This window comes from Pedobacter nutrimenti (assembly GCF_003208655.1).
Lineage (GTDB): Bacteria > Bacteroidota > Bacteroidia > Sphingobacteriales > Sphingobacteriaceae > Pedobacter > Pedobacter nutrimenti.
On record NZ_QKLU01000005.1, the window covers coordinates 203661 to 217402 of the forward strand.

General features: G+C 42.4%; 17 protein-coding genes. 10 read left to right on the forward strand and 7 right to left on the reverse strand.

Features of this window, described 5'->3' with window-relative positions; genetic code table 11:
* Nucleotides 1–19 precede the first annotated feature (19 nt).
* From B0O44_RS15710 to B0O44_RS15735, 6 genes are all read left to right on the forward strand, one after another.
* Nucleotides 20–1042 (forward strand): FecR family protein, encoded by a 1023-nt coding sequence (locus B0O44_RS15710; protein ID WP_110832580.1) that lies wholly within the window; start codon nt 20–22, stop codon nt 1040–1042.
* 71 nt (nt 1043–1113) lie between these two features.
* Nucleotides 1114–4428 carry a SusC/RagA family TonB-linked outer membrane protein gene (locus tag B0O44_RS15715; RefSeq protein ID WP_110832581.1) on the forward strand — a complete coding sequence of 1105 codons (3315 nt, stop codon included), beginning with the start codon at nt 1114–1116 and terminating at the stop codon, nt 4426–4428.
* 7 nt (nt 4429–4435) lie between these two features.
* Nucleotides 4436–6031, forward strand: a complete 1596-nt coding sequence (locus B0O44_RS15720) for a SusD/RagB family nutrient-binding outer membrane lipoprotein (protein WP_110832582.1) — start codon at nt 4436–4438, stop codon at nt 6029–6031.
* A 24-nt stretch (nt 6032–6055) separates the two neighbouring features.
* A complete protein-coding gene (locus B0O44_RS15725) occupies nt 6056–6496 on the forward strand; it encodes a hypothetical protein (protein WP_110832583.1) in 441 nt (146 codons plus the stop codon).
* A 112-nt stretch (nt 6497–6608) separates the two neighbouring features.
* Nucleotides 6609–6800, forward strand: coding sequence for a hypothetical protein (locus B0O44_RS15730; RefSeq protein WP_110832584.1), 192 nt, complete (start codon nt 6609–6611; stop codon nt 6798–6800).
* A gap of 129 nt (nt 6801–6929) precedes the next feature.
* Nucleotides 6930–7133, forward strand: coding sequence for a hypothetical protein (locus tag B0O44_RS15735; RefSeq protein ID WP_146229853.1), 204 nt, complete (start codon nt 6930–6932; stop codon nt 7131–7133).
* A gap of 42 nt (nt 7134–7175) precedes the next feature.
* Here B0O44_RS15735 and B0O44_RS15740 read toward each other — a convergent pair whose 3' ends face one another.
* The 6 genes from B0O44_RS15740 to B0O44_RS15765 form a co-directional block, all read right to left on the reverse strand.
* Nucleotides 7176–7562, reverse strand: coding sequence for a helix-turn-helix domain-containing protein (locus tag B0O44_RS15740; protein WP_110832586.1), 387 nt, complete (start codon nt 7560–7562; stop codon nt 7176–7178).
* 10 nt (nt 7563–7572) lie between these two features.
* Nucleotides 7573–7866, reverse strand: coding sequence for a type II toxin-antitoxin system HigB family toxin (locus B0O44_RS15745; protein ID WP_110832587.1), 294 nt, complete (start codon nt 7864–7866; stop codon nt 7573–7575).
* Nucleotides 7867–7990: 124 nt separating this feature from the next.
* A complete protein-coding gene (locus B0O44_RS15750; RefSeq protein ID WP_110832588.1) occupies nt 7991–8686 on the reverse strand; it encodes an ATP-dependent Clp protease proteolytic subunit in 696 nt (231 codons plus the stop codon).
* 80 nt (nt 8687–8766) lie between these two features.
* Entirely contained in the window at nt 8767–9036 is a 270-nt protein-coding gene (locus B0O44_RS15755; protein WP_110832590.1) for a hypothetical protein, read from the reverse strand.
* A complete protein-coding gene (locus tag B0O44_RS15760; RefSeq protein WP_245943679.1) occupies nt 9017–9583 on the reverse strand; it encodes an RNA polymerase sigma factor in 567 nt (188 codons plus the stop codon). Before B0O44_RS15760 ends, B0O44_RS15755 begins: the two co-directional genes overlap by 20 nt.
* Nucleotides 9584–9689: 106 nt before the next feature.
* On the reverse strand, nt 9690–10244 hold the full coding sequence (locus B0O44_RS15765) for a GNAT family N-acetyltransferase (protein WP_110832592.1): 555 nt from the start codon (nt 10242–10244) through the stop codon (nt 9690–9692).
* Nucleotides 10245–10611: 367 nt separating this feature from the next.
* Between B0O44_RS15765 and B0O44_RS15770 the strand changes: the two genes are divergently transcribed.
* The 4 genes from B0O44_RS15770 (at nt 10612) to B0O44_RS15785 (ending at nt 13214) form a co-directional block, all read left to right on the forward strand.
* The gene (locus B0O44_RS15770; RefSeq protein ID WP_110832594.1) at nt 10612–11088 is read left to right on the forward strand and encodes a hypothetical protein; all 477 of its coding nucleotides are present in this window, start codon (nt 10612–10614) and stop codon (nt 11086–11088) included.
* A gap of 132 nt (nt 11089–11220) precedes the next feature.
* Nucleotides 11221–12243 carry a Gfo/Idh/MocA family oxidoreductase gene (locus B0O44_RS15775; protein ID WP_110832596.1) on the forward strand — a complete coding sequence of 341 codons (1023 nt, stop codon included), beginning with the start codon at nt 11221–11223 and terminating at the stop codon, nt 12241–12243.
* A 10-nt stretch (nt 12244–12253) separates the two neighbouring features.
* Nucleotides 12254–12691 carry a low molecular weight protein-tyrosine-phosphatase gene (locus tag B0O44_RS15780; RefSeq protein WP_110832598.1) on the forward strand — a complete coding sequence of 146 codons (438 nt, stop codon included), beginning with the start codon at nt 12254–12256 and terminating at the stop codon, nt 12689–12691.
* Nucleotide 12692: 1 nt separating this feature from the next.
* On the forward strand, nt 12693–13214 hold the full coding sequence (locus tag B0O44_RS15785) for an FUSC family protein (RefSeq protein ID WP_110832601.1): 522 nt from the start codon (nt 12693–12695) through the stop codon (nt 13212–13214).
* On the opposite strand, the gene B0O44_RS15790 is transcribed toward B0O44_RS15785, so the two are convergent.
* Entirely contained in the window at nt 13152–13643 is a 492-nt protein-coding gene (locus B0O44_RS15790) for a hypothetical protein (protein ID WP_211321392.1), read from the reverse strand. The two genes, B0O44_RS15785 and B0O44_RS15790, sit on opposite strands and share 63 nt — an antisense overlap.
* Nucleotides 13644–13742: the final 99 nt, after the last annotated feature.

The window sequence follows — 13742 nt, forward strand, 5'->3', positions numbered from 1 at the left end:
TAAAAAGCATAAAAACAGAATGACAGAAGAAAGATTTACAGAATTGTTAAGCAGGAAGCTCGCAGGAGAAATATCACCATCAGAATTGACAGAATTCAAGGGTTATATCTCCGCAAATGCGTCTTACGGTAAGCAATACGAATCTTTAAAAAGCTACTGGAAGCAGAATGAGGAGTCCTATGAGGATATAGGGAAGGTTTTTGAAAAAATCAAAAGTCAAACAGACATCCCCAGGAGAGAAGCAGAAGGGCAACAACAAATTAAAATTCCAAGGTTTAATTTTTCCTGGATCACTAAAGTTGCTGCCGTATTTCTGGTATTTGGTGTGCTGGCCGTATTGTATCATTTTACGTTGTCCAGGTTCTTTTCTGCGGAAGACACCGTATACAGTTGGAAACAAATCCAGGTGCCCAACCGCCTGATTTCTTCAATAACGCTTCCGGATGGAACAAAAGTAACCCTGAACTCTGCATCGAAACTGAAATATCCCGAAAGTTTTAAAGGCAGCAACCGGGAGGTTTATCTAAGCGGAGAGGCCTTTTTTGATGTGGTATCCGATCATCAGCATCCTTTTATTGTACATACTGAAAAGATGAAAATCAAGGTGCTGGGTACGGCATTTAATATCCGTTCTTATGCAAACGACCGGGAAAAACAGACGACCCTGCTCCGGGGAAGTATACAGGTAACCTTTCCGGACAACCCGGCTACGGTCATGCTGAAACCCAAAGACAAGATCCTGATTAAGGACGGGACCTATGAACTGGGGACCCAAACCTATTACAATGAAGCAGAAGGCAGTTTAATGGAAACCTTATGGATGAGTAATAAACTGGCTTTCAGAAATGAAAGCTTCGAATCCCTGGCCAATGATCTGGAAAGAAAGTATGGTGTAAAAATCATTTTCAATAAAAATTCTATCCGGGACTTTAAATTCAGCGGGGAGTTTGAAAAAGAAAACCTCGAACAGGCGTTGTTGTCCCTGAAGATCGTCACACCTTTTAATTATAAGATAAAAGGCAATAGTGTTTATTTGTATTAAAAATTTTCTTTAGCGGAATTCATTCTTATTGTTGAAATTAGGCAGGAATTCTAACCTGTAAAAATTCCTCAATGAGGCTGAGCAAAATCCTGCTTCTTGTTTTTGTGCTTTCGTTTTCTTTTGATGGTGCTTATGCACAGACAAAGGTAACACTAAACTTGCACGGCAGCGATTTTGAAAAGGTCATTTACGCCATTAAAAAACAAACGCTATATCATTTCGTATACAACCAGGACCATTTGCCTAAAAAGAGGATCAATCTGCAGGTGAAAAATGAAGAAGCCCTGAAAGTGCTGGACGATTTACTGGAAAATACCGGATTTACCTCTACACTTTTGCAGAATAATCTCATTGTAATTAGTGAAGCCCACGAAAAACTGGTCGAAAACACCGTTTCCGGAAAAGTACTGGATGAATACCGGAACGCGCTGCCAAATGCGACCATCCGGATTATCGGGAGCCCTTACGGAACCCGTTCAGATGCGGAAGGCAAATTCAGCATTAACCTGGAAAGTACCCAGCTGCTTAAAATATCCCACGTCGGTTACATCAGCCGGGACTGTTCTTTTAAACAACTGGAACAGCAGCCGGAAGTGGTTTTAAAAACAGATTCCAACCGCTTGCATGAAGTTGTGGTGACTGCACTGGACATCACCAAAGAAGAAAAGAAAATTGGTTATGCTGTGGCCACCATAAAGGGCGAAGAACTGACAAAAGCACGGGAAGCCAATTTTGTGCTCGGCCTGGAGGGAAGGGTTGCAGGTCTGAATACCAGCGGGACCTTTGCAGGACCTTCCCCTTCTTCCCGTTTGCTGCTTCGCGGAGCCGCCAGTATGAGTGCCGGATCTCCTTTGTTTGTCCTTAATGGCATCCCGGTAGACAATACCCAAAGGGGAAGCCCAACTGAATATGGCGGATCCGATTACGGCGATGGGATCAGTAACCTTAATCCGGATGACATTCAATCGATCACCATACTTAAAGGCTCTGCAGCTTCCGCACTTTATGGGGCAAGGGCAGCAAATGGCGTTATTCTGATCAGCAGTAAAACTGGCAGTAAGCATTCACCTTTATCTGTTGAGTACAATTTTAATCTTTCTTTTGATCACGCAGTGAACAATACCGACTTCCAGGAGGTGTACGGACAGGGGGCCCAGAATAAAAGACCCTCCGACCTGGGGACGGCCATTTCTTCAGGTTTGCTCAGCTGGGGAGAGAAAATGGATGGAAAACCAGTGATCCAGTCTGATGGGAAATTTTATCCTTATTCACCTGTTAAAGACAATGCAGACAGATTTTACCGCAATGCACCAGCAGTGACCAACACCCTTTCTGCCTCGGGTGGAGGGGCCAGCACCACTTACCGTTTATCAGTTTCTGATCTGAATTATGCTTCTATTCTTCCAAATAGCGGTTTAAACCGCAAAACCCTTAACCTGAACCTTTCTTATGATCTTAGCCCCAGGTTAAGTTTTAACCTGAACGGCAATTATATTTATGAGCGGACAAAAAACAGGTCTTACCTTAGCGACGGGCCTTTGAATGCCAATTACGGTATAGAATTTCTTCCCGTTAGTGCCAATCAGGCGAGTCTGGCCCCGGGCTATGACCCCAAAACAGGTAAAGAAACCCCCTGGAACAATGATGAATATAAGACCAATCCTTATTTTGCCATTAATAAGCAGGTGAATGAAACCAAAAGAAACCGTTTCATCACTTCTGCAACGGCAAAATATAAATTTTCGGAACAACTGTCTGTACAAGGCCGATTTGGATTTGACAACAGTGATGATTTTTTATTAAATGTAGTGCCAACAGGTACTGCCTTTACGGTGAATCAGCAGGGGGCTTTAAACGGACAAAAGCAGGCAACTACAACAGAATTGAATGCCGATTTTTTGCTGGCCCTGAACAAAAGTTTATCCGGGGATCTGAAGCTGGATGTTTTTGCCGGAGGCAGTTTCCGCAAAAGAAGGGCAGAGGTACTGAGTTACATTGGCTCACAGTTTATTATTCCGTATCTCTACATTCCTTCTAACCTGCAAAGTGTTAATTCCACGCTTGAAATTCCAAAACTGGTTACTCAATCTGTTTATTATACTGCTGACCTTTCTTACAAACACTTTTTAAATTTTTCAACAACTGGCAGATACGATATTTATTCCACGCTGCCCTCCAGCAACCGTGGAATTTTTGTGCCGGGTGTTTCAGGCAGTTTAGTCTTTTCAGAACTTTTAAAATGGTCTGTTTTGAGCTATGGGAAACTGCGCATGAGTTTTGCCAAAACCAGTGGAGAGCCATCACTGCCCTATACTACCCAGACTTATTATTCTACCGATTTTAGTATTAATGGCATACCAGTAGGGAATTTTTCCAGGTCTATGCCTAATTTTGACCTGAAACCCTTCGTACTCAACGAATATGAAGCGGGCGTCAATCTTATTTTTTTTAACAATCGCCTGGGCCTGGATTTTACGTATTTCAACCGCATTACCAAAAATGAAATTACCAATGTAGAGCAGTCGGTGACCACAGGTTTTACCTCTTCTTTTGTCAATCTGGGCAAAACCCGGAATACCGGTGTAGAAGTTATGCTGAGCGGCAGCCCGGTCAGAAATAAAAACCTAAGCTGGGACCTGGCTTTTAATTTTAGCCATGTCCATAATAAGCTGGTTTCCATCGATGGGTCCAGTCAGTATATACTGACAGGAAAATACAGACCCCTGAATGCAAATACGGCCATGGTGGTGGGAAAGTCTATTACCCAGATTATGGCCTATGACTATAAAAGGGATGCTGAGGGCAATATTATTATTGACAATACCGGTATCCCCGAACGTGGGGAATTTAAACCCATGGGCGGTACACTGCCCACATTTTTTGGTGGCCTGAGCAATACCTTTCGTTACCGGAATTTTAGCCTGTCCTTTCTGGCAGATTTTAAATTCGGGAATAAGGTGCTTTCCGCTAGTGAAAATTATTCTTATACCTATGGCCTGAACAAAGCCACGCTTGAAGGACGGGAAAATGGCGTGGTGGCCAAAGGTGTGCGGGAAGATGGCACTGTCAACACGATTAATGTACCGGCCTATACGTATTATCCGCAACTGGCCAGTAACATTTCGGCCCTGTCGGTGTTAAACGGGAGTTTCATTAAGTTTCGTCAACTGACCCTTGGCTATACATTTATCCCTAAGCAGGCCAGGATCTTTAAAACAATTGCTGTTGACCTGGTTGGGCGCAACCTTTTTACTTTATTAAAATATACCCACAATATTGACCCGGAATCGCAGTTTTCACCTATTTTAAATTATGCGGGAATTGAAGGGGCTTCTCTTCCGGTGACCAGGACGATAGGAATTAATGTGAATTTTAAATTTAAATAAGCAGACGATGAAACCATTTTTAACCCTTTTGTTTTTTGCTTGTATCTGGTCCGGCTGTACAAAAAGCCAGCTGGATAAAATCAATACAGATCCGACCAAATCGACCTCCGATCAGTATGATCCAAATAATTTATTGTCCACCGCCCAGTTTAACTATGCCAATATTGGTTATTACCAATTGCTCTACCAAAGTACAATGATGCAGGTCCTGGCTTCTACCTATAACTATTATAACAATGGTGACAAATACATCAATGCAGCCAATTTTACAGATTATCAGGGGAGAATATTTGATCAGGGATTTACACAGTCTTCAACCATCCGGCAAATGCAGCGTCTGGCGCTGCAAAAAAGCACCGATGCTTATTCCAATCTGATCAGTATCGGAGACATCATGGTGGTTTTAATTCTGCACCGGGTAACCGATATGTATGGTGATATTCCATATTTACAAGCCAATCAGGCACAGATTGGCGTTAAATATCCGGTATATGACATGCAGAAAGTGGTTTATGACGCGATGTTTAATGATCTTGACAATGCCATAAAGCAACTGGATGCTACAAAACCGAAAGCCACTGCCGATTTGATTTATGGGGGCGATGTGGTTAAATGGAAAAAATTCGGCTATTCCCTGATGCTCAGGATGGCCATGCGTTTAACTAAAATTGATGCAGCTACTGCGCAGAAATGGGCAGAAAAAGCCAGTGCCGGCGGTACGCTTGAAAACATCGGGGACAATGCCATTGTACCTACAGATGCTTCCAACTACAATAGCCAAAATGGAACTTCCCTGGCGTTAAGAACTTTATCCGATTACAGGGAAGTTCGCTGGAGTAAAACTTTTATTGATGGCCTGCGAAATACAGGTGACCCCCGTCTTGGGGTTATTGCGGAGGTTTCCCAGCCCGGCCTGGCCAATAACATTAATGAAAACCTTGCTGGAGACCGGGATCCGGCCCTTCAAACAGGGCTACCCAATGGCTATGACCTGCTGGGTGGGGCAACCGACATCCGCAACAGTCCGGGATATCCAGGAGGAAGCGGGACCGGAGCAGATGTGGCACCCCTTGGAAAATATTCCCGTCCGGTGACTTCGGTGTATCTGAAGTTGGGCGGACCTAATTTTGTCATGACTTACGCAGAAACAGAATTTTTGCTGGCAGAAGCAAAAGAAAGGGGCTGGAACATTTCTGGGACGGCGGCACAGCATTATGCAAAGGGGCTTTCAGCCGCCCTGCAAACCATGTCACAGCTGGACAGCCAGGCGGCGATCAGTCCTTCGGTCATTACCGATTATGTAAACGGACATCCGCTGGACGAAAGTACTCCGGAAAAAGCATTTGAAATGATCAACACCCAGTATTGGCTGTTGACCGGATCGACCTTTAACTTTATTGAAAACTGGTTCAACTGGAAACGTTCGGGGTATCCGGCTTTAGTTCCGGTTAACTATCCGGGAAATGTGACAGGGGGGACTATTCCCCGCAGGATGATTTATCTTTCTACAGAGATCCTGAACAATCCGGATAATTATAAAGCAGCGGTGGCACGTTTGCCTGGAGGGGATGTGCTGACCTCCAGGGTATGGTGGGACAAATAATCCGGATTGATTAATTTTGTACAAATGAACTTATCCTTTACTGCAGAAATTGATGGAAAACCCAGTTTTTTTAAGGAAAAAATCCTTCTTTCCCTGGGCACTGTGGGGCTGCCTGATTTAAAGCCTAAACTCCATACCATCCGAAGAACCAGGGCGGAGGCCACAGGCGACCCCAGGGCCCCGGAGTGGCAGCAAGGAATGGTCATTGATTTTTGTATTTCAACTGCGGCAGGTCAGGAAATTCCTTTCGGACCGAAAATCCGCTGTACCGGCATACAGAACATCTGTATTTGTGCTATAGGAAATTCACTACCTGAAATTCACATAGACGGGCATGAACTAGACGTAGTACAGATCCGGGAACTGGCCGTTAACGATGGTTTTGAGAACCTCGAAGACTTTTTGAACTATTTTCAAGGAAATTTTAGCGGACTGCTTATCCATTGGACAAAGAAGCGTTACTGAGCTTTTTATTTTAAAAATTGGTAAAACATAGATTTCCTTTTCGGGTTCGGAAATTTTAATTCGTATCTTGTAGATACAATTAATCATCATAAAAACCTTAAAAAACAAAGACATGAACCAGAAAGAAATCAATGATGAATACATTCAGGCCGTCAACAAGATCGAAACCATTCTTAAATTCGACAAGAGTGCTTATCCGAGTGCGACGGATTTTATCAAAGCCCTTTTGAAATTGGCCAAAGCCAATCACTTTGAGGTACTAACTAAAGATGGTTCCAGCCTTGAAGACGCCATTAATGATTAAAAAATAGCTCTGCTGCAGAAAGAACACCTGAATTTCTGATCACAGGAGGGCCGTTTGCTTATTTTTTAAACACTTTTAAAACCTGTGGGAAAGCCATTTGTTTTTATGTTGTATGTAAATCGGAATGCCATGAAAAATCTGTCAATTGAACTTAATTTCCCGGGGCCGCGCCGGGACAGTGATCCGGACGAAGATCTGGATGGAAAAAACGGAAATTCACGAAGCCCGGGCAGGGACGAAGATGAAGAAGAGGATAGCCTTTATCCCGATGATCTGGATGCAGATGACGATTGGGATGAGGATGATGATTTTGATGATGACGATATTTACTGATTAAAAAGGCCTTCCTGGACAGAAGGCCTTTTGTACAGCATATTAAACATTTTCCAATAAAAAATCACCACTGATACCCAATTTGGTATGGACTGCCTTTAGAAAAGATACATCTGGTTCACGTTTCCCATTAAGGATCTGGGATAATTTTGAAGCACCCAGGCCAAGCAAATCAGCAAGTTTTGCCTGGGTAAGGTTAAGTTCTTTAATTTTATGTTGCACCACTACATTTATGCTCAGAGGAATGGGCATAATTTTAAGAATGTGATCTTCATATTGCTCTGCAAGAAGACTTAGCGCTGCAAGTTCAGCGGATTCAATCTTAGAAAGTGAATGAAAACCATTTCCCTCTGTCGCCTTTTCAATGTAACGCTCTATAATGGCTAGTATCTGATGGTATTGGGCTTCAGTTCTTATTTTTGTAATCATACTTACGAAGTTAAATGGTTGAACAATCTATCTTGCTATATTCTTCATGCGTCCCGATAAACCGTATAAATAATGTGCGCTTATCAAAAAAAATCATAGCGATTAACCTGAACTCGTTTCCTTTAATGTTAAATACATATCTGTCATTACCTGTATAATCCACATGATTATACGTTCTTTTTATATCAGCCGGTTTGCTCCAATCTGCTTCTTTAACGAGTTTGTACCAGTTGTTTAGTGCTTTTTCAGATTCAGGATGCTGCTCTGCAAAGCTGCTGACTTTTCTTTTAAATAGTATAACCATAACAAAGGTATAGGTATTTTTACAAATAAAATAAATTTCATATTTTGAAATTTACACTTTGCAGTGATGCCGTAAATATCAGGCTATCAGAATTGATAGTCATTTTATTTACGTATAAAATCGTTTAGCCCTGACCCTGGCGCTGCAGAATTTCATCGATCATTCCAAAATCCAGCGCCTGATTGGCGGTCATCCAGTAGTCCCTGCCGGAAGCTTCATGGATGGTATCATAAGATTGCCCGCTGTGCGTGGCCAGTACGGTGTATAATTCTTTCTGGAGTTTAAGGACCTCCCGGATGCTGATGTCCATGTCCGCAGCTGTGCCCTGGGCACCTCCGGAAGTCTGATGGATCATTACCCTGGCATGCTGCAAAGCACAGCGTTTACCTGCAGCGCCCGCACATAAAAGTACCGCGCTCATAGAAAGGGCTATACCTGTGCAAATGGTGGCCACATCAGGGCCGATGTACTGCATGGTGTCATAAATTCCAAGACCAGCATAAACCGAGCCCCCAGGGGAATTGATGTAAAGCTGTATGTCTTTTGTGGCATCCAGAGATTGTAGAAAAAGCAGTTGCGCCTGAATGACATTGGCATTTCTGTCGTCAACCGCTTCTCCTAAAAAAATAATACGGTCCATCATCAGCCTGGAAAAGACATCCATTTGGGCTACATTCATTTGCCGTTCTTCGGTAATATAGGGGGTCATTGCCAAAACAGGGGCATAAGCACTGGTTTTGTTTATAAAATGGTCCACATAGGAACCATTTAAACGATGGTGTTTTACCGCATACAAGCGAAATTCTTTAGTATTGTTCATGTCAGATGGATTAAAATTTACACAAAGGGGATCCTGTTCCCCTATAGAGGGAATTAAAACAGGATAAAAAATTTGATTAATTATTTTTGGAACAGACGTTTAATTTTTTGTCTGAAAGAGTAGTGCTCAGGTTCGCTAAACAATTCCTGGGCCACCTGGGCAATTTCCTGCCTTATCTGCTGACGTCCGTAATCCCTGATCAGCTGATAGGTTTTTTGCTGCCATTGCACGCTTCCTTTTAGATTTGGCTGCAGGAGCAGTTTAGCCTGGAACAGGAGCTTTTCTTCCGGTTTCGGATCACCCAGAAGCTGCTCCTCAATCCAGCTCAGTTCAATCCAGGATGTCTTCATAACTTAATGATTTTTGTTTAACGGTTTGTTTTACCTTTTCAAGGCATTTGAATTTTTGGGCAGCAGCAGAACGTGCTCCAGAAAAACCAAAACGTTCAGCAAGGCTGTTCATGTCCAGTTTTTCATAATAAAAAGCACTCAGCAAGGCCATGCATTTCTCCCCGGCCTTGCTGAGGAGCCGGAGTAATTTTTGGGAGGAAATTTCTGTTTCAGGCAGTTCATCAACATCAGATTCCAGAAAAGGTAAAAGCATCGGCTCAACAGAAGATTGCAGGTGGTTTTCTTTATACCTTTTGTTCCAGAGGTGTTTTGCGATACCAAACAAATAAGCCTTTTCACTATAATTGAGGTTTAATGTCGGTTCTGCTATTGTTTTTTCGTAATAGATGAGCAGGGCATCCTGAAAAATGTCCCTGGCCTGTTCAACGCAGCCACCCATTTTGCTGATGTACGCAGCCACCAGGGGGAAGGCCTTTTTGTAAAGCATTAAAAAAAGAGCGCCCCGCTCGGTCCTTTTTTCATTTGCTTTTATTTTTTTTGCAGTCATTATGAATTGCTTTTTATAATAAGTGCGCTTTAAAGACAAAAGATCACCCAAATTTGCAAAATAATTAAAATTTGTTGCCCTTTACACCATGGACAAACCACAACAATCAAAGAATTTTTGACAGAAAAAGGGCTTTTTCGAGTGTAGGGACTTCCGAGGGATCATAAAGAGAAAGGTGCAGGCCACTAAGCTCAAACCCGTTTTTAAAATAAAAATCTATAGCGGGCACATTCGTATTTTGTACTTCCAGTTCGATCAGCCGAAACTTATGCGTTTTGGCTGTTTGGGTCAGGTGATTTAAAAGTAAGGTTCCAATTCCTTTTTTTCTATAGCTATCTGCGATTTCCAGATAATCAAGCCAGAGGGAATTGTTCCAGCTTTTTTTTTCGGTAATGGCGACACCCACCAGAAGATCATTTTCGTAGGCCCCAAAAGAAAGCCCCTGCGAAATGAGTTCCTGATAATGGAGGCTGTCTTGCCTGGTATAAGTCCATTGTTTGGTGTAGGCTTCTTTTAAAGCCGTTCTGCCAAGCTCAAACCTAAAGCCATTTGGAGTGACAGACCTGGAAAGTTCATAAATTTCTGTGGAATGGTAACCATTGAAACCAAAGGATAGCTGTTTTTGGCGGCTGAAACTGTTTAATACTTTAATGCTGATCATAACAATATGGGTAAATCAATTTGTAAAAAGCCCTAGTGGTCCTCCTTTTGAAAACTGTCATTTTAGGTTTTTGAGATGAAATTTTAATCAAATAGAAAGTATAAAACGAGCTTCATATTAAACTTTATTTAAAATATATCCAGGTTTGTGCTTTAGGAAGCAATAATTTTTATTTTAGTGAAACCAGAGATGCTCTTAACAAAGTAATTGAATATACTTTGTATGAAGATACGAATTTAAACGCTGCTTAAAACACCACAGGATTATCCCTGCTTTCTTTCAGAACAACAAGGCATTTTGTTGCCATGGGAAAGCTGTGATTGCCTTTTTAACGCTAAATCATTTCTATTTTTATATATAAACCACTATGAACTCTCTTTTCCTCGGAGATGAAACCCCTGATTATAATCATGAGGTTTTACAAAAATTTAAACAATTTAAGCACCCGGGACGTCAATTAACTGAAGAAGAACGGTTGATTTTTTTTGTCCAGACCATTCGGTCAGATCCGTTTGATCCGGACCAGGACCGGCTCGATCTGTATTACAGGGAAAAACTGTTGAGGCTTAAAGAAATTTTTGACCTGCAACTAAAGCTTTTTGGCAATCTGGAATTGCCCGCCAAAGGATTAAGTGTTTGGGTCCGCCTGCTCAAAGCCAGAAATTTTTCCACCTGTATCCCCGGATTAAAGGACCTGGGTGTATACAACCCTTCAAAGAACTGTGCTTTTGATCAAAAAAAAGTAGTGACCAGAATGCGGCTTGGTTTTGGACAAACAACCCTTGACACTTACCAGCTTGTATTTTTGATTTTAAAAGAACACTTTAAAATCAATTCGGCCTGAGCCGGATTAGGGCCTGCAGAAACAAAACTGCAGGCTTTATTTTTTATTGCTGAAGGAATTCTATATTATATATTTGTCTGATGCCGGAGGGAGGTTAAATTTCCATCTGAAAATAGCATAAAATTAAAAAAAATGAATCCAATTGTAACCGGTTTGATGGCCTATGGAATGTCGGGCCGGCTATTTCACGCACCATTTTTGGCTTCCAATACAGCTTTCAGGTTTAAAGCGGTATTGGAACGTGGGCAGAAAAAGGCTACTCAGCATTATCCTGATGTCATCAGTTACAGCAGTGTTGAAGCCTTGCTAAATGATCCGGAAATCGAATTGATTGTTGTCAACAGTCCAAATCATACCCATTTTGATCTGGCCAAAAGCGCATTAAAAGCGGGTAAGCATGTTCTGATTGAAAAACCTGCTGCCATCCATGTGGCAGAAGCAAAAACATTGTTTGAACTGGGGAAGAAACTGGACCTGAAAGTCCTGGTGTACCAGAACCGGCGCTATGACAGTAGTTTTTTATCCTTTAAAAAAGTTCTTGAAAGTGGCTGCTTGGGCAAACTTCTGGAAGTTCATTTGAGGCTGGACCGCTACAGAATGGCCATTGGGGCAAAACCCTTTAAAGAGAACCCGGAAATACCGGGGAATGGCCTGCTCTATGATATTGGTCCGCATCTGCTGGACCATGCCATAGAACTGTTTGGCAAGCCCGTTGAATTTCATAAAACTACGGCAAAGCACCGGCCGGCTACCAGGGTAGACGATTATTTTCACCTTCATTTAGTTTATCCGGAAGGTTTAAACGTGTACCTGAGTTCAGCGATGCTCATTGCAGATCCCCAGCCGGCTTTTGTAGCCCATGGCAGCCTGGGAAGTTTTGTGAAAATGTCTGCAGATGTACAACAAGCCCAGCTTGACGCAGGTATGATGCCCTCGGACGCGGTTTTTGGTCTGGAGCCTGCTGGCAGCGAAGGAAAGCTGGTGCAAATGGGTTTGGGCCAGGAAAAAAACACCACCTGGGTGCCTGCTGAAAAGGGCGATTATAATGCCCTGTTTAATGCGGTTTACCAAACCATCAGGAACGATACATTGTTTCCTGTAAAGGAAGAAGAGATCTTATTGCAGCTGCGGTTACTGGATTCAGAAAATACATAAGCATACAGGTATGAAAATTTTAATGGTTTGTTTAGGAAACATATGCCGTTCACCTCTGGCCCATGGAATACTCCAGCATATGGCAGATCAAAAAGGGTTAAACTGGGAAATTGACTCTGCCGGAACCGGAAACTGGCATGTGGGACAGCAACCCGACAAACGCTCGGTAAAAGTAGCCCGCTCACACCATATTGACATCAGTAACCAGCGGGCGCAGCATTTTAATGCCGGACTGTTCGATGCTTTTGACCGGATTTATGTCATGGATAAAAATAACCTGCGTGATGTATTGCAGCAAGCCAGAACAGATGCAGAACGGGAAAAAGTACAGTTGTTTTTGCCGGGGGCAGAAGTGCCCGATCCTTATTGGGAAGATGATCAGTTTGAACCGGTGTTTTGTTTGATAGAAGAACGTTGCAGAACGATTGTTGAACAGGCCTCGGTTTAAAATGATACAGAAACTTTATAAACGCAGCGATTTGATATACATCCTGGAATGTATTACCGGTTTGTGCATTTGTTATGCATTGTATTATTATTTTCCCCGGCAGCAGTTTTTCTGGAGCATGGTTTCTGTGGTATTGGTCATTGCGCCAGGCGACAGCGATTCCAATCAGCTGGCCTTTGACCGGATGAAAGCCAATGTGCTGGGTTCTTCAGTTGGTTTGCTCTTGTTTCTGCTTCATCGTCCAAATCTATTTCTGATTTGCGTGGGAATTGCCCTTACCCTTTTGATTGGGATCGGTTTTAAACTCAAAGGGGCTATGCGGTCTTCGCTGTCAGCACTGGTCATTGTCATGGTGCATGAACAGCAGTTGCACAGTACCTGGCACATCGCCCTGGAACGCATGGGTTGTGTAATGGTTGGGTGTATGACCGGCTTGCTGGTGACGCTTGTTTTTAATAAATTAATGTCCTTTAACCGGAACAATGCGACCGGTCAGAAAAGAAAGCGGCAGTCCGATCATTAAAATCAGGATCAGCAGTTCGGTTAGGGCATGAAGGACATTAAAAGGTCCTTTAGGAGTTTGGCTCAGTGGAACAACAATAAGGTTCATGACCGACCAGATAAAAAGGGCATAAATCACTCCGGTAGGTATTTTATGTGCTGACATCCATTTTATGCGATAATAGAGCAGACAGAAGAGTATGGTAAAGGACATTGCAATGCCATAATGTAGTAACAATCCCATCAAAATAACATTTGTACCCTGATCTGTAATTGCACCGGGGCCAGAAATCCCACTGCTGATGTATTTAAAAATGATAACCGGATTTTTTCCTGTGGAAATAAAATATTTGATCAGCTGGGTGGCAATGTCAAATGAACCAACCAGTAAACCTAAAGAAAGTACATTAAACAGGATGGTTGCTGAGAAGGAAGGTGTTTTTTTTTCCATAATGCAGATTTCCGGCTTTCAAATTTGCTTTAATTGAATTTACGATAAATCTTCAGATATACCTGCAGGGTTACTTTTTAATTCATAAAATGAAAACAG